This is a genomic window from Pseudomonas sp. MWU12-3088 (assembly GCF_023242405.1).
In the GTDB taxonomy this organism is placed as follows: Bacteria; Pseudomonadota; Gammaproteobacteria; order Pseudomonadales; family Pseudomonadaceae; genus Aquipseudomonas; species Aquipseudomonas kribbensis.
In genome coordinates this window covers 245296-267023 of sequence record NZ_JALJEA010000004.1, presented here as the reverse complement: position 1 = coordinate 267023, position 21728 = coordinate 245296, and the positions used below count along the sequence as shown (strand labels likewise).

The window sequence follows — 21728 nt, the reverse complement described above, 5'->3', positions numbered from 1 at the left end:
GCTGAATCCACAATCGACCCGGTATTTCAGGTCGATGTATAGCGCAAGACAACTCGGTCGGCTCCCTCTCCTGGGGGAGAGGGCTGGGGTGAGGGGAATGGGCCGAATTACATCTCGAATTCAGATTGCAGCGCGGCCCTTACGCAATACAGCACACCCTCCGGTACGCGACCGGCAAACAGCTCTGCCACTTCGGCGACCGACGGCAACTCGCCCTCGCCGTCGAGGAACGCATCCTGGACTTCGCCCATCAGGTCTTCCGGCAGGTCCAGCGCCTGCTCCAGCGACAATTGCTGCTTGCCGATGGCTTCGGCGAGCATGGTGTAGACGTTCTTTTCCGAGCACTGCAACTGACCGGCAATCTGCAGCGGCGTCATGCCGGCGCGGGCCAAGGTGATCAGTTCGTGGCGCACGTCGGCCACCACTTTCGGCGCCTCGGCCTCGCCGCCCAGCACTTCGAGGAAGGCCTCGCCGTAGCGTTCCAGCTTGCGTGCGCCGACGCCGCTGACCCGGGCCATGTCCGCCAGCGAAGTCGGCTGGCTGCGGAGCATTTCCAGCAGGGTCGAGTCGGGGAAGATGACGTACGGCGGCACACCATGTTCTTCCGCCAGTTTGCGCCGCAGGGCGCGCAAGGCTTCCCACTGTTCGCGTTCTTCGCCACGCACCAGTTGACTGGCCTGGCTCTTGCTGCCGCTCTTGGCGGTGATTTGCGGCTTGAGGTCGCGGCGCAGCTCCAGGCTCACTTCGCCCTTGAGCAGCGGTCGGCAGGTGTCGCTCAGGCGCAGCCCGCCGTAGCCTTCATGGTCGACATCAGCCAAGCCTCGCGCAACCAACTGGCGAAACAGCGAACGCCATTCGCTCTCCCCCAGCGCCTTGCCCACGCCGAACACCGACAGGTGCTGATGGCCGAAGCTGCGAACCTTTTCGTTGTCCTTGCCCAGCAGCACGTCCACCAGATGACCAACACCGTAACGCTGGCCAGTGCGATAGATCGCCGAGAGCGCCTGACGCGCAGGCTCGGTGGCGTCCCAGGTCTGCACGCCGTCGATGCAGTTGTCGCAGTGGCCGCACGGCTCCGGCATGTCTTCATCGAAGTACGCCAGCAGTGCCTGACGGCGGCAGCGGGTTTCTTCGCAAAGCGAGAGCATGGCATCGAGCTTGTGCTGCTCCAGACGCTTGTGGCGCTCGTCGCCCTCGGAGTTCTGCAGCATCTGCTTGAGCATCACCACGTCTTGCAGGCCGTAGGCCATCCACGCGTCCGCCGGCAGGCCGTCACGACCGCCGCGTCCGGTTTCCTGGTAATAGGCCTCAAGGGATTTCGGCAGGTCGAGGTGAGCAACAAAGCGCACGTTGGGTTTGTCGATGCCCATGCCGAACGCCACGGTGGCGACCATGATCAGGCCTTCCTCGTTGAGGAAGCGCTTCTGGTGGTAGGCGCGCAGATCGTTGGGCAGACCGGCGTGGTACGGCAGCGCCGGGAAGCCCTGTTCGGTGAGAAACGCGGCCACCTCCTCCACCTTCTTGCGCGACAGGCAGTAGACGATGCCGGCATCGCTGCGTCGCTCGGCAAGGAACGCCAGCAACTGCTTGCGCGGCTGCTCCTTGGGCACGATGCGGTAGAAGATGTTCGGCCGGTCGAAGCTCGACAGGAAACGCTCGGCGTTCTGCAGGTGCAGACGGGTGACGATTTCTTCCCGGGTACGCTTGTCGGCGGTGGCGGTCAGGGCGATGCGCGGCACGTCGGGGAACATTTCCGCCAACTGCCCCAGTTGCAGGTATTCCGGGCGGAAATCGTGGCCCCATTGCGATACGCAGTGCGCTTCATCGATGGCGAACAGGGCGATGTTCAAGCCTTGCAGGAACGACAGCATGCGCGGCTGCACCAGACGCTCCGGCGCCAGATACAGCATCTTCACTTCGCCGCGCTTGATCCGGTTGGCGAGGTCGCGCTGTTGCTCGGCACTCAGCGTGGAGTTCAACGCAGCCGCTGCCACGCCCAGCTCTTCGAGGGTGGCGACCTGATCGTCCATCAGCGCGATCAGCGGCGACACCACCACCGCCAGGCCATCGCGCAGCAGCGCCGGCACCTGGAAGCACAGGGACTTGCCGCCGCCGGTCGGCATCAGGACAAGGGCATCACCACCACTGGCCACGCGCTCAATGATTGCACCCTGGCGGCCACGGAAACTGTCGTAGCCGAAGATGTCCTTGAGGACGCGTTGAGCCTGTTCGAGCATAAAAACTCCAAAAATCCACCGAAACATCCCTGCACAGGCTGGTTCAAGACAGCCGAGGCTGCTTTAAACAAAACGTAAGGGCGCGTTGCATCGCGCCATACAGATTCAGCCGCGACACCGGCAGGGATCGCAAAGCGCGGCAGTATACCCGAGCCCTCCCCGGCAAAGGGCACCGCCGATAAGAAGCTTGTGCGGGCAAATCTGCCGTGCGGCTGGCTTGAGGGCTCAAGAAGGCCTAGAATTCCCGCATTGTTTATTCCCCCAAGGTAGCCCTTTAATGTCCTTCGCCGAGCAACTAACCCGCCTGCAAGTCTTCCTCGACGCCGACGAGCTGCATGAAGAGGCGCTGGACTACGTGGCCGCTCACGGTTACCTGACCGCGCTGTCGATCTGCGCCGACGTGGTGCCGGATCGTGAGTGGATCGACGCCCTGTTCGCCGAAGAACCGCACTACAGCAGTGAAGCCCAGCGCGAAGAGATCGAAGCCACGCTGATCGGCCTCAAGGCCCACATCGCTCGTCAACTGGCCTCCGACGAAGAATTCGAGCTGCCATGCGAACTGGACCTGGGCGACGAGCCGGACGATTCCGAACTGCGCGGCTGGTGCATCGGCTTCATGGAAGGCGTGTTCCTGCGCGAAGCGGCCTGGTTCGAAACCGCCGAGGAAGAAGTCAGCGAAATGCTCCTGCCGATCATGGTCGGTTCGGGTCTGTTCGACGAACAGCCTGAGTTCGAAGACATTGCCAAGGACGCCAACCTGATGGACGACATGATCGTGCAGATCCCGGAAGCCCTGACCGCGCTGTACCTGCTGTGCCAGGCGCCTGACGAAAAACCGGCGATCCTCAAGCCACGTCACCACTAAGATCCGGCCTATGGACAACCCCATAGGCAACCGCCCCCTGATGTTGCGCTACATCCTGCTGGCAATCGGCTGGCTCAGTGTGGCATTGGGGGTGATCGGGATTTTCCTGCCTGTTCTCCCCACCACCCCCTTCCTGTTGCTGGCCGCCGCCTGCTTCGCCCGCAGCTCTCCACGTTTCTACCAATGGCTGGTCGAGCACCCACGGCTCGGGCCATGGATCCGCGATTATCTCGACGGCAATGGCATACCGCTCAAGGGCAAGGTCTACGCGATCGGGCTGATGTGGGCGAGTATTCTGTTCTCGTGCTACCTGGTGCCGCTGCCGTGGGCCCGGGGGTTCATGCTGACCAGTGCGGTGCTGGTGACGGCTTATATCTTGCGGCAGAAGACGCTGCGCAAGTTCTGATCTCATCCTGTTTTCAAGCTCTTCAAAGCAACGAACCGCTCATCGGAAACTCCCCTACACCTGTTATTTCTGACAGTAGCCAATCCCCTCGCTTCAAGCCTTAAATCACTCCAGCCCTGGCCTGAGGCTCGAACGTCCCAGTGCTCGTTCCTGCCCTGAAATCCCCTGTTCGCCGGCCTTCGCGTCCAAGGCCACAACCCCTTGACGCCACTGGCGTATCCCCTTCGGATGGAGTTGATCATGTTCACTTTCCGCCGGTCCTTGTTCCCCAGTCGTAATGAACTGCTCGCACCGTTGTCGGGATTGTTCCCCCCCTACTTCGCCGACATGGTCATCCCTGTGCCGGGTGCTGACGGAGGGATCAACAGAAAGGCGTTTGAAGCGTTCGATGCAGGGCTGTTTGCCCTTATCGACCCTTACCCGAACATGGCAATCGACGACCTGCTGGAAGTCTTCCTGAATGACAAAAAGGTCGGCGAACTCAAGGTCAAGGATGAGCACCTCAACCAGCGATGGTTCTTCTTCGTACCCAAGGACGGGCTTCTACCGGGTCTTTTCACCTGCCACTACGTGTTGACCCGGGCAGGCGAAACCGTACCCGACGATCCATCGGCCACATTGACGCTGTTGCTGGAAGTCGACGATCCGGCCGGCCCCGACAAGCGTCCTTTCGAGCCTTGGCACTCAGAGCTGAAAAAGGTCGGGCTACCGCAGGATGTCATCGATAACGGCGTGACCAAAGAGTGGACCGACAAGGGCGTGCCGATGACCATTACGCCTTATCCGAAAATGGCTGTAGGCGACATCATTCTCGTAATGTGGGGTAGTGTGTTTCTTCTGCCCCATGTGCTGACGCAGGCAGAAGTGGATGGCACCGCCGAAATCATCGTCATGGCCCGGCCTGAAGATATCCTCACAGCCGGCGACAGCGCCGCAATGAAGATCCACTACGACGTTTGTGATCTCGTTTACAACTGGAGCGAGAAATGGTCGGAGGCCACTTCCGTGTCAGTTGATGCCGGGGTATCACGTCTCGATGCACTCATCATCAAGGAAGCGGATGACGGGAAAATCATTCTTGCAGACCTGGATGCCAATCCTGTCACCCTGCAGATCCTGATCAAGGCCAACGACGTCTTCGCTGCCGGTGACACCCTTCTGATCACCGTGGTCGGCACGCCGATTCCCGGCAGGCCACCTCAAACGTTTACCGTTGAAGTCATTGTCCGAAACCCGCCTTATATTCATGAAATCCCGGTTGCCTACGAGTTCGTGAAGCTCTTTGCCCAGGGCACCCTCGACGCCTCCTATGCATTGCGCAAGCAGGACGGTAGCCCGACGCTTTATTCAAAACGCACCTTTGCCACCGTAATCGGCAACCCCTCATTACTGCCGGCACCTACCATCAGCGAAGTGGTCGGGAATATTTTGCCCGCACTGATACAAGCAGCATCGGTAGTCATCAGATACCCAGCCATCAAAAATGGCGATTTCCTGACACTGATCTGGCTAGGTAAAAAATCCAACGGTGATGATTACCTGCATGAAGAAGAACACACCGTATCGGGCGAAGAGCAGAAGGCCGGCGAGGTGACGATTTACGTCATGGGCGAGCACGTCAAAGCGTTGGAAAACGGCAGTCTCAAACTTCAGTACCGAGTATTCAACGACGCTACCGGCCAGTACGGAACCAGCGAGTCCGAGTTTCTGCGGGTCGACGTGGGATCATGGCAGGCAACGCATCCGGCCCCCAAGGTTGAAGAAGCACCGGATGACATTCTCGATCCCTCGCAAACTGACAAGCTGGTTCACGTGCGGGTCTTGCCAGTGAACTGGGTCAAGGGCGATACGCTCACTTACCACTGGATCGGGATCAACCTTTACGGCAGTACATCCGGAAGCGTACCGATCACGTTGGCGACAATTGGCCAACCGGTACGATTCCGGGTGGACAAACAATATGTCTCGGCCAATATCGGCTACTACGTGACCGTCATCTACACACTGCTGCATGCGGCCACCGGGAAATACAGCTATTCAGCGCCTCTTGAGGTGCTGGTCGGTATTCCACTAGGCAGATTACTGCCGCCTACGGTCGTCCAGGCCCTCGGTGGCACTCTGAACCCGATGCACGCCATCAATGGCGTGGACATCGATTGCAGCTACGCGTCCATGGACGCCCTGCTCGACAAACTCGGATTGAAATGGCGGGGCACGCCAGGCGCCGGGACTTCGGAAGACCTTGAGAAACCCGCCGAGACCACCGGCACCGTGAGGTTTCATCTGCCGCGCTCCTTTGTCGGGGCCAACATCGACCGCGAGGTAGCGGTCAATTACGACGTCCAGCGCTATGGCTTGTGGACCCCCTCGGAAATCCTCCCGCTGAAGGTTCTCAACTTCCAGAATCCAGAAACGGAACTGCCGCGACCCGAAGTTCCAGAGGCGAAGGCAGGTGAGCTGCTGGTAATGGAGCTCGCCGGAAATGCGAACGCTCAGGTCAAGACATGGCCTTTCATTGCCCTCAAGCAGCTGGTCTGGCTGTACATCGAGGGTGAGGCCAGCACCGGCGCCTATCGAATCGATCTGCTCACTGCGCATGAAGTGAACTCAACACAGCTCACGCAAGGGCTGAACGAAACCCTGCTCAAAACGGAATTGCTAAAGCTGCTGCACGGCTCCAACGCCACCGTGGTTTGCAAGGTCATTTTCGATAACAGCACGGATGAAGATGCCGCCATCGTTTTCCCGAAACTGCCGCTGGTCATCCGACAGCATTACGAGTACGTCACGCCCGTCATCACCACTGTGAAAACGGCTCTGGGTACGGTCATTCCTGAGGCGGGTCAGACCTACGACAAGCGTTTGACAGTCGAAGGGACAGCCACTCGGGCCGAGAAAGTCGATGTTCAAATCGATGGGGTCTCAGAGGGGATGCCAACCGTCGATGCCAACAGCGAGTGGACAATCACCGTGGACTTGATCGAGGGCCTGCACCGCGTCGTCGCCATCGCTCAATATGAGGCCGACGATAGAATCAGCAACCCGAGATCCTTCACCATTAAAGAGGCCAAGTTACCCAGTATCACAGACGTCAGGGACAGCAAGGGAACCGTGGGCAACAACGGCACAACCTACGACAACCAGGTGACGGTGAGTGTCAACGCCGATCCAGGTCAAAAAGTTCAGCTCTACGACGGTGCATCGCCAATCGGACAGCCGATTGATCTGGACGGCAACGGCAATGGCAGCACCACGTTATCGAGTCTTGGCCAGAGGATTTACTCACTCAAGGCCAGAGCGCTTTACGGCAGCCAGCTTGAATCACCCGTCCACTCATTTACCGTCAGGGCCCACCTCACTACTACCCTCACCTCGGTCCGGCATTCAGGCGGGGAACTAATTAATGGCGGCAAAACCACAGACACTTCGGTAACCGTGACCGGGGCGGCAACGCCGTTGTACAGCGTGCAGATCTTTCTAAACAACGTGGGGGGACAAACCGTGCCTGTCAACGGGAGCGGTGTCTGGTCGCTCAGCCTCGGCATTCATCTGGGCTCGAACACGGTTTACGCGAGGTCGGTTGCCAACAATCAACAGACCGTGTCACGCAGCTTTACCCGGGAGAATCCGTTAGCGCCGTTGAACTTCAATACCAACCCGGTCACGTTGGGTGGCAAGACCTACATCATTCCGGGCTCTGTAATTTTGCCTGCTTTCAACTCTGGAAATTCTGTAAGGCACCAGGCAAGTGGTGGCAGACCGGGGTATTCCTACCGATCCAGCAATGCCGGTGTTGCCGGTGTTGACGGAGCCGGTCTGGTCACAGCCCGCGGCCGGGGAACAGCGACAATTACCGCCTCTGATGCGGCCGGCCAATCCAAGAGTTACAACGTGACAGTGACTGGGGTCATCCACTGCATCGGACTGGGTTCCGGAGTGTGGTCCACAGCCAACTCACATGCCGCCGCCAACGGTGCGCGGCTTCCCAGCCTCGCTGAGCTTCATGAAATACAGGCAGCCTATGGAGGACGATGGCCCATGGGCAATCACCACTACTGGTCAACTGACCCCAGCAACTTCTGGTGGCCATGGGCACAGGCCAGAACCTGCAAGAATCTGGTCAACGGAGAGCAATGGGCGATAAGAATTCCATTTGATCACTCACTCATTGTGGCGCTTCGATAAAACTGGCCCTGTTCCGTGGTCCTCTGATAGCACACGAAACATTTCTCGTCACATTGCACCCTCCGGTTTCATACCGGAGGGGGTTCGGTATGCATACTTGTCCATGATCAACCTTTCATCAGAAACAACGACTCACCTGTCAGATCTGACAGTAGCCAAATTACCCGTTTGATCGCTCAATAACTCCACCGCCCACACCCTTCGGCAGGAGTTCCCGTCATGCTCGTGCAGCCCAAAAAAGCCATTGGCACACTCGCCTTGCTCGACCCAGACATCCCCGGCGCCAAACTTCTGCCGACCGGAGAATGGGCCATCAACCGTGCCGCCGCACTACTCAACTTCCCCACTCGGGGTCTCAAGGTGCAGATCCCGGTCTGGTCAAACAAGAGCCTGGGCGACAAAGTCGAGCTTCTGCTCAATAACCAGGTGGTCGATCAGCAAACCGTCACCCAGGATGCCGAAAAGACCCAGCGCGCTACCTTGTTCGTTGCACCGGGCCGTTTTCAGAGCGGCACGTGGGATCTGGCCTATCGGGTGACGCGCTTCAACCAGGCGCCAGAGCCTTTTACTCCACCGTTCAAACTCTTGGTCAAACTGGAAATCCCCGCCGGCCAGGACACCGATCCCGGACAGGGACACTCCAACCTGCACATGGAGTTCAGGCCGCCGGAAATTGTCCAGGACGGTGTCGACAAGGACACTGCCGCAAATGGCGTGGACATTTGGATAACTGCCAAACCCGGCAGCGGCTCCAACCTTCCGTACCCCGACATCGCCGTCGGCGACGTGATCTGGGTGAGCTGGGGCGGCAACATGGTGCCGTCGGATCCGGTTACTCAGGCGCAGATCAACGACCCGCTGAAGAACCCTATCGTCATCCACATCAGCAAGGACGTCATCCTTGCAGTCGGCGATTCCGGGAGCGAAGGGCTGGCGGTGTCGTTCTTCGTCAGAGACTTTGCCGACAACGACTCCGAGGACTGGTGCAAGGAAACGCGCATCGTTGTCGACACCGGCAACTCGCGGCTGGAAGCGCCGATTCTTGAGCAGGCTGACGGGAACGAACTCGACGTCGATCAGTTGGATAAAGAGCAATTGAAGCTCCAGGTCTTTGCTGCCTCACCCGTCGATTTCAACCAGGGCGACACCATCATCATGTACTTGCAGGGCACCACCCTCGACGGCGAAAGCATCCAGGTCGATGCCCGCCAGACCATCAACAAAAAACCACCGCTGGTGGTCGAGGTGCTGATGGACAACGACGGTGCCCGGGCACTGGCAAAAACACAGGGGGTGTTTTTCTTCGACCTGGAACGTGGCGGCAGCATCATTCAGCGCTCAAGAGGCCGCTTCATCAATATCATCGGCGAACCCAAACGGCTGGCAGCCCCCATCGTCGAAAGCGCCGTGAGCGGTGCGCTGGATCCGAACCTGCCGAACGTGATCGTCCGCATCCCCTACGATCCGCTGATCACCCCGGACAACGCCATTGAAATCCACTGGAGCATAACCCTTGCGGACGGCACCGTTTTCGAGCCCGAGCTGGACTGGATCTTTCCGACCCAGCAGGAGGCCGATGACCCCGACGGCTTCATCGACATCATCTCAGGCCCCGATTACCTGAAACCCGGTGAAGGCGGCACCCTGGTGGTGTCGTACGACGTGCTCAGCGAAGGCGCGAACGGCGAAATCGTTCGCAGGCCTTCTCCGCCAGCCTCGCGGTTGAATATCGGTGAGCCGAAGCTTGAGCTGGTTCCGGCCATCCTGCTCGGTGAAAAGGACGGTACATTTGAACCCAAGGATCTGCCCAACGGCATCAGCGAAGTCACCTGCCCCAACCCGGTCAACAACCCGACCCTGCCCAAGGATGTGGTGCACTGGCAATTGTATGATGCCCAGGGTGTGCTGCTGTTTACGGACAGCAAGCCCCTCAACTCACTGAGCGCCGGCAAACCCGTGAAATTTCCGCTCAATGCGGCGTTTGTACAGCAGTACTTTGAGGCCCATCGCGGTGAACAGTTGAGTATCCGCTACCACATCGTTCGGGATGCGGCGGGCAAGACCAGTTATTCGAATCCGTTGGTGTTCGGGGTGGGAGCGCGATTTGAGAATTTTGATGAGCAACCCACCAAACTCATATCAGTGAATGAACAGATTGTAATTCCCAGCATGACCATCAGCTTTCTTGATGGGCAGGGCCAAATGGGGATCACACCCTTATCCAGTGTGATAACGGGCCCCTACGCCCCTGTTGCAGGACAAAGCTCTGGTCAAGTGCTTGAAATGCACACAAGGCATCAAGGCAGCTTTCAACATATGCGGATCAGATTCAATGCAGGCTATTACAGGGTTTCATTCTGGGCCAGATTCACCAATTTTGCCGATATCCCTGTTACCTACCTGGACAAGTCCAATCAGAAACTGCATGAGAGTTTTCTTTCCAACGTATTCACGCCTCAACTTGTTGATTACTCGAGCACGCAGAACGACATTTGGGGAATAGAGATCAAAACGCCCAGAATGGATGTACTTGCATTTGACCATTTCACCATGGAGACAAAGTAGATATCTCCAGTAACCGAGTAACCGGGGACGCATTTATTTACCAGTCCCCACCATGAAAACCCGCCCTCCCGTTCAACCGGGAGGGTGGGTTTTGTCGTTTCGACTCCTGCGAACAATCCACGTTGAACTGTGTTGAATGTTATGTCCGCAAAGCCACATCACCTTGCGCCTTTGCCTACGCATCCGCCAGAATCCGCCGGCTTGTGCGCCTTGGGGGTGGGTTCTATTGTTTGGCGGTCGCTGAAAAGCAGCGATCGGGTTTAGCGATCCGGCTCCCTACAGACGCAACAATGCCCACTCTCAATTGCAGACTCTTTTCTGCACTTGGCGTAATGGTGGCTGTGCGTGGGAGACCTTCGGGTCTACCCGGGGTTTCTGTGACCCGGATCGCTAACCTGCGTACAGCCGCCACCTTTACTTGTTTAGCGATGAGTCGTGGCGGCTAAATCCAATCACGGAGATTCGCCATGATCAAACCCACACCAAACCCGCCGGAAGTCGATTCGACCTCCCCCTACGAAACCCTCGATTCCAAGAAATTCCACGAAGCCGCCGAACGCGCCCTCGATCACTACCTCAATCCGTTCCACCCCAGAAAGCCGCTGCTCAAACCCAACACCCGCTACCTCATCGCCCCGGCATCCCCAGCGAAGAACTGCTGGCCGACGCCTGCGAAACCCTGACCTCGGCCAAAACCATGGCCAGCGATTTCGCCGGGATGATCGATGCGCCGCAGCGGCATGTGCTGTTGGGTATCGGGCAACTGATCATGCTGGCGGAACTGGCGGTAAATCGGGTGCTGGATAATCTGGAACTGAAGGCTGAAGCGCCGCTGTAGCCTGAGCAAAGAAAAAACCCGCCGTCCCGTTAGATCGGGACGGCGGGTTTTGTCGTTTCAGCGTTCAGATCAAACCGTGTCCACCTTCAACGAATGATCATTCAACATGCCGTTGATGATCGTCGCCGTGTCATGCCCGCCGGCAATCACCCCGCCCGCCCCCGGTGTCACGCCGTAGTGGCTGGCCAGGTTGACGCCCGCCAGGTCGATGGTCTGAGTCGGCGTGGCGCCGGCCATGGCGCTGACGTCGATGGAAGTGACCACCGAAGCGCCGCTGCCGGTGACAGTGAAGTGCAGGTAGTCATCCAGTGACGCCGCCGTGCCGTTTTCACCTTGCAGCAGTTGCGACAGATCCAGCTTGTCGGTGCCGGGGGTGAAGTCGGTGACGGTGTCGTGGCCGCTGTTGCCCTTGAGCCACTGGAAGGTGTCGGCGCCCGGCCCACCGGTCAGGGTATTGTTGCCCATACCTCCGATCAGCAGGTCGTCACCGCCGCCGCCGTTGAGGATGTCGTTGCCCAGGCCGCCGTTGATGACGTTGTTATTGTTGTCACCGGTCAGGGTGTCGTTGAAGTTCGAGCCGACGAGGTTTTCGACGTTGCTGATGGTGTCGATGCCGGCGCCGATGGTGTTCTGCGCACCGAGCAGGCTCAGGTTGACCGTGACCCCAGCCGTCGCGTGGGCATAGCTGACCGTGTCGATACCGGTGCCGCCATCGAGGATGTCGTTGCCCGGGCCGCTGTAGAGCAAGTCGTTGCCGGCGCCGCCGTGCAGTTCGTTGTTGCCGGAGCCGGCGGTGAGCACGTCGTTGCCGTCGCCGCCATTGAGGATGTTGTCGCCACTGCCCGCCACCAGCACGTCATCGCCGGAAGTCCCGGTGAGGGTGTGGCCGTCCTGATAGCTGATGGTCACGTTGGCGGAATCGCTGCCGCCGTGGTTGTCGTTGGCGGTGTAGGTGCCGTGGAAGTCCGGAGTGACATCGTGGGCCCCGGCGTAGTTGACCGTCATGGTCAGTTGGTAGTTTTCCGCCGCATTGGTGTTACTGCCGCTGGTGTTGGTGATGTTGGTGATGTGGATCTGATACGTGCCATCGGCGCTGGCGGTGATGGTGCCGCCATCGGCGATGCTGACGAACGCCCCGCCGTTCACCGAATACTCCATGGTGATGTGCCCGGCCGCCAGGTTGTGGTCGAGGTTGAGGGTCTCGCCCTGTTTCAGTTTGACGGTGATCAGGTCTTCATCGTTGGCATTGGCGGTGGTCACCGCGCCCAGGTAGCCACTGACAACCAGCACGGCGGTCATCGCTGCGGTATTGGCCGCGAAGGCGCTGCGCACATCCGCCAGGTTCTGGTTGGCGCTGGTGTTGGTGGTGCCGGTGAAACTGATCGCGCCGCTGCCGGTGAAGTCCGCGCCCTTGGCAGCCCAACCGGTGTTGAAGGTGGTGGGCGAAGCACTGAGGGTATCGCCGTCCGGATCGCTGTCGTTGGCCAGCAGCAACTCGCCCGGCACCACAACGTTGCTCGACAGCACGTTGGTGATGATGTGGTCGTCCACTGCCACCGGTGGCGAGTTCGGAATCACTTTCACCGTCAGCGTGGAGCTGGCGAGGTCGCCATCGTTGTCGCTGAGGGTGAAGCCGATGTTCTCGGTGATCACCGTCGTGGTGGTTTTCTGCGAGGTGTAGCTGTAGTCACCGGTATCGAGGTTGACCACCAGCGTGCCGCTGTTGTTGGTGGCGATGCTCAGGGTGTTGTTCACCGTGTTGAAGGTGCCGTGGTTGGTGCCGCCGCTGGCGGTCAGCGAACCCTGGCCACCGTTGGCTTTCGGGTCGTAGGTGTAGGTGGTGCCGTCGACCACGATGGACTTGATGAAACCACCATCGGCGCCGAACGTTCCGCCGTCACCCAACAGCGAACCGGTGACCGGCGCGCCCTCCACGGTGCCGGACAGCACCGAGTTCAGTTGATTGAGATCGGTGACCACCACGGCATTGGTGTTGGTGTGGCTGATGCCGTCGTAAGCCAGTGGATCGAGGTTGGCGTTGCTGACACCGTTGCCCAGGCCGATCGCATAGTTCTTGATGTTGTTGGCATCAAGGAAGTTTTTCAGCGCGGCCTCGTCAGCGGTACCGATTTCCTGACCGGTGGTGGGTTTGCCATCGGAGAAGAAGTAGCCGACGTTCTGCGCCCCGGTCAGCTTGCCCGAGGTGTTGAACGCGGTCTGCATGGTCGCCACGGCCGCATCGTAGTTGGTGCCGCCACCGGCGCTGAGGCCGGCGAGCAGGGTCTTGGCGGTCGCCACATCGACCCACACCGACGTACGGTCAGTCGCGTTGCTGCTGAAGGTGACGAGCTGCACTTTCACATCGCCCAGATCGTCGTACTTGTCGAGCAACGCACTGATCGCCTGCTTGGCCAGGTCCAGCCGCGACAGGCCCGGCACGCCGGAGGCATCGGCCATACTGCCGGAGATATCGAGCACGATGAGGATGTTGGAGTCGATCTCCACCGCCGCCACCGAGCGATCCGAGGCCACCGCTTTTGGCACGTCGTCGACGATGTTGACCACGATGGTGCTGGTGGTGCTGTTGCCCAGCGCATCGGTGGCCTTGTAGGTGAAGCTTTCGCTCAGGGTGTTTGCGCCGTCATTGGCGTTCGGCGTGGTTTTCGGCGCCGAGGTCAGCGTGTAGGTGTAGGTGCCGTCGGCGTTGAGCTGGATCTGCCCGTACGTGCCGGTGCTGCTGCCGACCAGGGTGTAGGTGATCGCGCCGCTGCCGCCGGTGACCGCGCCGACCAGCGTGCCGCTGGCGGTTTCGCCGGTGTTGGTCGGGTCGCTGCCGATGACCGTGCCGGGGGCCAGGTCTTGCCCGTCCTTGGTCAGGTCGAGGGCTTTTTCGTAGACGGTCACGTCCTGATCCACCGAGGCCACGAGCTTGCTGTCGGCGACGTTGACGGTGATGGTGGTGGTGCTTTCGTCGCCGTCACTGTCGCGGATGGTGTAGGTGAACGTGTCGGTGGCGCCCGGCGGGCTCACCGAGTTCGGGTTGCTGTGATAGACCGCGTTGCCCGCCGCATCCAGAGTCAGGTAACCGTAGGCGCCGTTGATGTTGCTGTTGAGGCCGCCGATGGCCGAAGTCGCGGTGTTGCTGCCGGCCCGCACGCCCACCACCGCACCGCCCGCCGCCGGGCCATCGGCACCGGTGACGTCGTTGCCCAGCACGCTGATATTGACGGTGCCGCCCTCCACCACCGAACCGGTGTCGGCCTTGGCGGTCGGCAGGTCATCGACGATGTTGACGTTGATCTGCCCCGACGCGGTGCTGCCGTCACCATCGGTGGCCACCACGTTGAAGTTCTCGGTGATGCTGTTGGCGCCGTTGCCGGTCGGATGCGCATCGTTATGCACCAGGGTGTAGCTGTAGCTCACGACGCCGGTCGCGGCGTTGAAGCCGGTGACCGTCAGTGTGCTGCCCAGCGGCGTGGTGACCGATTGCGGGAAGCCTGCGGCGACGCCGTTGGTAACCACCGCGATGCCGCCGACGGTCAGGGTTTGCAGACCGTCGAGTGCGGTGACAGTGAAGGTGCCGCTCTGGGTCAGAGCCGTGGCGTCCGGCGCAGTGCCGTTGCCGAGGTTTTTCTCGTAGACAGTGAGTTCGCCACCGTTCACGTCGAGGCCGCTGAGAATCACCGGGTCGTCGTTGTTGTGGATTTGCAATAGGAGGTTGGCGGTGCTGGTGTCACCGTCGGAATCGGTGATTGTGTAGGTGAAAGTTTCAGTGCCATTGCCGCCGCCGTGCAGGTTTTTGAAGTCGGCGTCGTTGGTGTTTAGGGTGTAGGTGTAAGTGCCGTTGGCGTTGAGCACCAGCGTGCCGTAGGTCCCGGTGAAAGTACCGGCGGTGATCGGGCCGGCATTGGGTCCGGTCGGGACGCGGTCGGCGCCTTGTACGTCGTTGGTCAGGACGTTGCCGGTCAGCGTGAGGTTGGTTTCCGAGGCGGTGCCGGCGTTGGTGTCGTTTACGGCTTTTGGAAGGTCGTCGACGATGTTTACGTCCAGCGATGCGTTGGCAGTGGTGCCATTGTCATCAACCACCGTCACAGCGAATTGCTCACTCAGTGTGTTCGCGCCATTGGCGGTTGGGTGTGCATCGTTGTGGTCGAGGGTGTAGCTGTAGCTGACGACGCCGGTGGCGGCGTTGAACCCGGTGATGGTCAGTGTGCTGCCCAATGGCGTGGTCACCGATTGCGGGAAACCGGCGGCCACGCCGTTGGTGACAACGGCAATGCCGCCGACAGTCAGCGTGGTTACGCCATCCAGCGCAGTGATAGTGAACGTGCCGCTTTGAGTCAGCGCGGTAGCATCCGGGGCGCTACCGGTGCTCAGGTTTTTCTCGAAAACCGTCAGCTCACCACCGTTGACGTCAAGGCCGTTGATGATCACCGGATCGTCGTTGTTGTGGATTTGCAGAACTAGGTTGGCGGTGCTGGTGTCGCCGTCGGAATCAGTGATCGTGTAGGTGAAGGTTTCAGTGCCGTTGCCGCCGCCATGCAGGGCTTTGAAGTCGGCGTCATTGGTGTTGAGGGTGTAGGTGTAAGTGCCGTTGGCGTTCAACACCAAGGTGCCGTAAGTCCCGGTAAAAGTGCCGGCAGTGATCGGTCCAGCATTGGGTCCGGTCGGTACGCGGTCGGCGCCTTGCACGTCATTGGTCAGGACGTTACCGGTGAGCGTGAGATTGGTTTCCGAAGCCGTGCCGGTGTTGCTGTCATCCACGGCTTTGGGCAGGTCATCGACGATGTTCACGTCCAGCGATGCGTTGGCGGTGGTGCCGTTGTCATCCACCACGGTGACGGCGAACTGCTCGCTCAGCGTGTTGGCGCCGTTGGCGGTTGGGTGTGCGTCGTTGTGATCCAGGGTGTAGCTGTAGCTGACAACGCCGGTGGTGGCGTTGAACCCGGTGATGGTCAGCGTACTGCCCAGCGGAGTCGTGACCGATTGCGGGAAACCGGCGGCTACACCGTTGGTGACGACCGCAATACCGCCCACGGTCAGCGTCGTTACGCCGTCCAGCGCAGTGATGGTGAACGTGCCGCTCTGAGTCAAAGCCGTAGCATCCGGCGCACTGCCGGTGCTGAGGTTTTTCTCGAAAACCGTCAGCTCGCCGCCATTGACGTCCAGGCCGCTGATAACCACAGGATCGTCGTTGTTGTGGATCTGCAGCACGAGGTTCGCGGTGCTGGTATCGCCGTCCGAGTCAGTGATGGTGTAGGTGAAGGTTTCGGTGCCGTTGCCGCCGCCGTGCAGGTTCTTGAAGTCGGCGTCGTTAGGGTTGACGGTGTAGGTGTAAGTGCCATTGGCGTTCAACACCAGAGTGCCGTAAGTACCCGTAAAAGTACCGGCGGTGATCGGGCCGGCGTTCGGGCCTGTTGGCACGCGGTCAGCACCTTGCACGTCATTGGTCAGCACGTTGCCGGTCAGGGTCAGGTTGGTTTCCGAAGCCGTACCGGTGTTGCTGTCGTCCACGGCTTTTGGCAGGTCATCGACGATGTTCACATCCAGAGAAGCGTTAGCGGTGGTGCCGTTATCGTCCACGACAGTTACGGCGAACTGTTCGCTCAGGGTGTTGGCGCCGTTGGCGGTCGGGTGTGCATCGTTGTGATCGAGGGTGTAGCTGTAACTCACAACTCCGGTGGTGGCATTGAATCCGGTAATGGTCAGAGTACTGCCCAGCGGCGTGGTGACCGATTGCGGGAAACCGGCGGCTACACCATTGGTGACGACCGCGATACCGCCGACAGTCAGCGTGGTCACACCGTCCAGCGCAGTGATGGTGAACGTGCCGCTTTGGGTCAAAGCCGTGGCATCCGGCACACTGCCGGTGCTCAGGTTTTTCTCGAAAACCGTCAGCTCGCCGCCGTTTACGTCGAGGCCATTGATGATCACCGGATCGTCGTTGTTGTGGATCTGCAACACGAGGTTCGCGGTGCTGGTATCGCCGTCGGAATCGGTGATGGTGTAGGTGAAGGTTTCAGTGCCGTTGCCACCGCCATGCAGATTCTTGAAGTCGGCGTCGTTAGGATTGACGGTGTAGGTGTAAGAACCGTCGGCATTCAGCACCAAAGTGCCATAGGTTCCGGTGAAGGTTCCGGCGGTGACCGGGCCAGTCGGAACACGGTCGGCACCTTGCACGTCGTTGGTCAGCACGTTGCCGGTCAGGGTCAGATTGGTTTCCGAAGCCGTGCCGGTGTTGCTGTCGTCCACGGCTTTTGGCACGTCGTCGACAATGTTCACGTCCAGAGAAGCGTTAGCGGTGGTGCCGTTGTCATCCACCACAGTGACCGCGAATTGCTCACTCAAAGTGTTCGCGCCGTTGGCAGTCGGATGCGCGTCGTTGTGATCCAGGGTGTAGCTGTAACTGACAACGCCGGTGGCGGCGTTGAACCCGGTGATGGTCAGCGTGCTGCCCAACGGCGTGGTAACGGATTGCGGGAAACCGGCGGCTACACCGTTAGTGACAACGGCGATGCCGCCCACGGTCAGCGTGGTGACACCGTCCAAAGCAGTGATCGTGAAAGTACCGCTCTGAGTCAAAGCCGTGGCATCCGGCGCACTGCCGGTGCTCAGGTTTTTCTCGAAAACCGTCAGCTCGCCGCCGTTAACGTCGAGGCCGTTGATGAGCACCGGATCGTCGTTGTTGTGAATCTGCAGAACCAGGTTCGCGGTGCTGGTATCGCCGTCGGAATCGGTGATGGTGTAGGTGAAGGTTTCGGTGCCGTTGCCACCGCCGTGCAGGTTTTTGAAGTCGGCGTCGCTAGGGTTGACGGTGTAGGTGTAAGAGCCATCGGCATTCAGCACCAAAGTGCCGTAAGTCCCGGTGAAGGTGCCGGCGGTGACCGGGCCGGTCGGGACGCGGTCAGCACCTTGAACGTCGTTGGTCAGGACGTTCCCGGTCAGCGTGAGGTTGGTTTCCGAAGCGGTACCGGCGTTGCTGTCGTCCACGGCTTTTGGCACGTCATCAACGATGTTCACGTCCAGAGAAGCGTTAGCGGTGGTGCCGTTGTCATCCACCACAGTGACCGCGAACTGCTCACTCAAGGTGTTGGCGCCGTTGGCGGTCGGGTGCGCGTCGTTGTGGTCGAGGGTGTAGCTGTAACTCACAACTCCGGTGGTGGAATTGAACCCGGTGATGGTCAGTGTGCTGCCCAATGGTGTGGTCACTGATTGCGGGAAGCCTGCGGCCACGCCGTTGGTGACAACGGCAATGCCGCCCACGGTCAGCGTGGTGACACCGTCCAAAGCTGTGATGGTGAACGTGCCGCTTTGAGTCAGCGCGGTAGCATCCGGCGCACTGCCGGTGCTGAGGTTTTTCTCGAAGACTGTGAGTTCACCACCTTCTACGTTCAAGCCGTTGATGAGCACCGGATCGTCGTTGTTGTGGATCTGCAGAACGAGGTTTGCAGTACTGGTGTCACCATCGGAATCACGCAGGGTGTAGGTAAAGGTTTCGGTGCCATTACCGCCGCCATGCAACGCCTTGAAATCCGCGTCGCTGGTATTGAGCGTGTAGGTGTAAGTGCCGTTGGCGTTCAGCACCAGCGTGCCGTAAGTCCCGGTGAACGTACCGGCAACTACCGGGCCGCTGTTGGGGCCGACAGGAATGCGGTCGGCGCCCTGCACGTCGTTGGTCAGCACGTTGCCGGTCAGGCTCAGGTTGGTTTCCGAAGCGGTGCTGGCGTTGCTGTCATCCACCGCTTTGGGCACGTCATCGGTGATGTTGACGTCAAGCGAGCCGGTCGCGGTATCGCCATTGCTGTCACCGGCAACCACCGTGAAATGTTCACTGAGGCTGTTCGCGCCATCCCCCGCAGGATGGGCGTCGTTGCCATTGAGGGTGTAGCTGTAGCTGACCGTGCCGTTCGCCGGGTTGTAACCGGTGATGGTCAGGGTGTTGCCCAGTTGCGTGGTGATCGATTGCGGGAAACCGACGGGCACGCCGCCGACAATGACGTTGATGCCGCCGATGCTCAGGCTGGTCAGACCATCGGGCGCCGAGATGCTGAAGCTGCCGGCCTGGGTCAGCGCGCCGGGATTGGCGGCGGAACCGTCCGGCAGATTGGCTTCGTTGAGCGTCAGTTCGCCCCCGGGTACATCAAGGCCCGTGAGAGTGACAAGGTTGTTGACCGGTGGCGGGATGACCGGTGCAGGCGTGTTGTCGCCGTTGTCGATCACCGCGTAGTGGCGCTCTTGCGGGAACTCGGGAATGCCATTGAAACCGGCAGTGGGGAAGCCGACGACCGGATCGACCCGCCCGGCGACTTCCGTCAGCAAGACGAAACTGTGGCCGCCGCCCTTGCCGCCATTGGCATCGCCCGGGGCATCGGGGCCTGCGGCAGTGGCCTCAGCAGATTTAGTCGGGTCTTCACCGGCGGCAATGGCTTTCTGGATCTGTGCCACGTCGGTGAGTTGAGCATCGCTCGGGGTCAGTGCTTCCGGGGCATCCACATGGGGCGCGTGGTTGGCCAGCAATTGCCCGGTCAGGGTCATGCTGCTGTCGCGGCCCAGGGTCAGTTCCTGGCCGTTTTGCAGATGGACGGCGACCGCCCCTTCCGCACCGGTGATCAATTGATCCCCTGTAAACAGCCGATCGCCCTCGACCAATGCACGCCGACTTCCATCAGCCGATTGAGCGAAAACCTGACCAATGACTTTAGTGACAGTCCCGATGAGCGTTGCCATGTGCATTTCCTCCGCTGCCGACCACCGTCGGCACTGGTTCGCGAAGCAGCCCATGGCTCAAGCGGGTTGTCGGGGCGACGCTCGCACCTCGACAGTTCGTTTCGCAGGTTGTGCAAGTTCAGAAACTCCAGCGCCCTCAGGCACCTGGAATCCCTGATCGATGCAGCACGCCCACTAGCGCTACGTAACGGTGGTGAATCACCCGAGTGACAAAAAACTGTCGCCCATTTGCCGCTACGCGTCCCTCCCCTTTAGCAGTACTTCGCCCGTATGTCGCAAAGTGAGTGGAACTTTCCTCAAGCCTTCATGCACTCCCTAAAGCACATAAAACAAAGGCTTTCGAATGGAACAATGTGCCGGATTCGGCGAAGCGCATAAGTTTTTTTTGGCATAAGCCATATGAAAAATTTTTCTTAGCTACGCTTCAGGATGTTCTTAGCTCTGTTGTAACAGCGATGAGACGCTAAACACTAAAAATATCGTCAATAAATTGGCGACAGCGGAATACCATCAGGACTCAGGGAGATGCACCCATGCGCGTTCTAACCCCCCTCTGCAGTGCGGTTTTGCTGGCCATGGCTTGCACTTCCCAAGCCCAGGCCATGAACCTCACCGAAGCCATTCAGAGCACCATTGCGACCCACCCGGATCTCGCTTCGCGCGTCGACGCGAAACTGTCGGCGGATGAACAGGTGAACGTCGCCAAGGGCGGCTACTATCCGTCCGTCGATCTGAATGCCTCCTATGGGCGCGGTTACAGCGACAACACCAACACCCGGGCGCTGACCCCGAGCGGCCACAACACTGAAACCCTCAACTACACCCAGTCCGAGCTGCGCCTGCGGCAGATGCTGTTCGACGGCTTCAACACGTCCAACGAAGTCGCGCGCACCAAAGGCGTTTCCAACTCGCGCGCGTATTACGCGCAAGGCACCGCCCAGGACCTGGCCCTGCGCACCATCGAGGTCTACCTCGAAGTGCTCAAGCGCCGCGAACTGGTGACCCTGGCCAAAAACAACCTGCAGGCGCACCTGCGGGTCAACGACCAGATCGGCCTGCGTACCCAGCGCGGCATCGGCAGCACCGCCGACTCCGATCAGTCGGTGGCCCGTAAGGCGCTGGCGCAGAACAACCTCGACACCGCCGAGGTCGATCTGGCGGACGCCGAGTCGAACTTCTACAGCGTGGTCGGACGCATGCCCGACGAGCTGGAAGCGCCGGCCTCGACCCGTGGTGAACTGCCCGCCACCCTGCCCGAAGCCCAGCAGAGCATGGTCGAGAACAACCCGTACCTGAAATCCGCCCAGGCCGACGTGCAATCGGCCGAGAGCCAGTACGAAGTCGCCAAGTCGCCGTTCTATCCACGCTTCGATGCGGAAGCGGCGGTCGGCGCCAACAACAACGTGCAGGGTGACGAGGGCCACGACAACGAATGGCGGGTCGGCGTGGTGATGAACTACAACCTGTTCCGTGGCGGCAGCGACAAGGCGCGACTGGCCTCCGATGCGCACCAGATCAACCAGGCCATGGACATCCGCAACAACGCCCTGCGCCAGCTCAACGAGAACATTCACCTGGCGTGGAACGCCATGGTCAATGCCAAGAAGCAGACCCCGACCGCCCGCGAATACGCCGAGACCACCAAGCGTGTGCGCGCCGCGTATCAGGATCAGTTCGGCCTCGGCCAACGCACCCTGCTCGACCTGCTCGACAGTGAAAACGAGCTGTACAACGCCAATCGCCGCTACACCGAAATCCGCTACACCGAGGAATTTTCGATGTACCGCGTGCTGGCGAACATGGGTCAGTTGCTGAGCAAGCAACGGGTGGTGCTGCCAGCCGACGCGATTGCCGCTGCCGAAGTGAAGAACGAGGCGCGCTTGCCCGAACTGAAGTAGTCCCGAT

At 60.0% G+C, this 21728-nt stretch carries 7 protein-coding genes and 1 pseudogene; 6 read left to right on the top strand and 2 right to left on the bottom strand.

What is annotated here, in order from left to right; genetic code table 11:
• Positions 1–107: 107 nt before the first annotated feature.
• Positions 108–2237: a DNA helicase RecQ gene (gene recQ / locus M5B98_RS12775; protein WP_114881856.1), complete on the bottom strand. Its 2130-nt coding sequence runs from the start codon at positions 2235–2237 to the stop codon at positions 108–110.
• A gap of 277 nt (positions 2238–2514) precedes the next feature.
• Between recQ and M5B98_RS12770 the strand changes: the two genes are divergently transcribed.
• The 5 genes and pseudogenes from M5B98_RS12770 (at position 2515) to M5B98_RS12750 (ending at position 11096) form a co-directional block, all read left to right on the top strand.
• Positions 2515–3102 carry a YecA family protein gene (locus tag M5B98_RS12770; RefSeq protein WP_085710385.1) on the top strand — a complete coding sequence of 196 codons (588 nt, stop codon included), beginning with the start codon at positions 2515–2517 and terminating at the stop codon, positions 3100–3102.
• Positions 3103–3112: 10 nt separating this feature from the next.
• Positions 3113–3508: a YbaN family protein gene (locus M5B98_RS12765; protein WP_248742891.1), complete on the top strand. Its 396-nt coding sequence runs from the start codon at positions 3113–3115 to the stop codon at positions 3506–3508.
• A 240-nt stretch (positions 3509–3748) separates the two neighbouring features.
• Entirely contained in the window at positions 3749–7693 is a 3945-nt protein-coding gene (locus tag M5B98_RS12760; RefSeq protein ID WP_248742890.1) for an Ig-like domain-containing protein, read from the top strand.
• A 219-nt stretch (positions 7694–7912) separates the two neighbouring features.
• Entirely contained in the window at positions 7913–10258 is a 2346-nt protein-coding gene (locus M5B98_RS12755) for a hypothetical protein (RefSeq protein ID WP_248742889.1), read from the top strand.
• A gap of 467 nt (positions 10259–10725) precedes the next feature.
• Positions 10726–11096: pseudogene (locus tag M5B98_RS12750) on the top strand (DUF6124 family protein).
• A gap of 69 nt (positions 11097–11165) precedes the next feature.
• Here the strand turns inward: M5B98_RS12750 and M5B98_RS12745 are convergent.
• Positions 11166–19823 (bottom strand): retention module-containing protein, encoded by an 8658-nt coding sequence (locus M5B98_RS12745; RefSeq protein ID WP_248742888.1) that lies wholly within the window; start codon positions 19821–19823, stop codon positions 11166–11168.
• A 533-nt stretch (positions 19824–20356) separates the two neighbouring features.
• Between M5B98_RS12745 and M5B98_RS12740 the strand changes: the two genes are divergently transcribed.
• On the top strand, positions 20357–21721 hold the full coding sequence (locus M5B98_RS12740; RefSeq protein WP_248742887.1) for a TolC family outer membrane protein: 1365 nt from the start codon (positions 20357–20359) through the stop codon (positions 21719–21721).
• Positions 21722–21728 lie beyond the last annotated feature (7 nt).